Annotated in this window: 1 protein-coding gene; it reads left to right on the forward strand. The window is 51.8% G+C overall.

Translation table 11 applies throughout. The annotated features are described in order from the left end of the window. Nucleotides 1-51: 51 nt before the first annotated feature. Nucleotides 52-249 (forward strand): LbetaH domain-containing protein (locus HK23_RS13965; protein ID WP_475638743.1); only part of this gene is annotated, 198 nt, incomplete at its 3' end.

The raw sequence follows: 249 nt of genomic DNA on the forward strand, positions 1-249 counted from the left end.
GGCGCGGCCGTCACGATCGGGTCGAGAACCTCGATCGCGCATCGTTCGATCATTCATGGGCCGTGCACTGTAGGTGATGAGGTTTTTATCGGTTTTAACTCGGTTATCTTCAATTGCACCGTAGAGCGAGGCTGCGTAGTCCGGCATAATGCAGTCGTAGAAGATTGTGTGCTGACAGAAGGGTTTTATATCCCGTCGACAACGACGATTCATTCAAATACCGACCTGTTGACTGTCCCACAGGTCACC

It is taken from the genome of Acetobacter malorum (assembly GCF_002153605.1).
In the GTDB taxonomy this organism is placed as follows: Bacteria; Pseudomonadota; Alphaproteobacteria; order Acetobacterales; family Acetobacteraceae; genus Acetobacter; species Acetobacter malorum_A.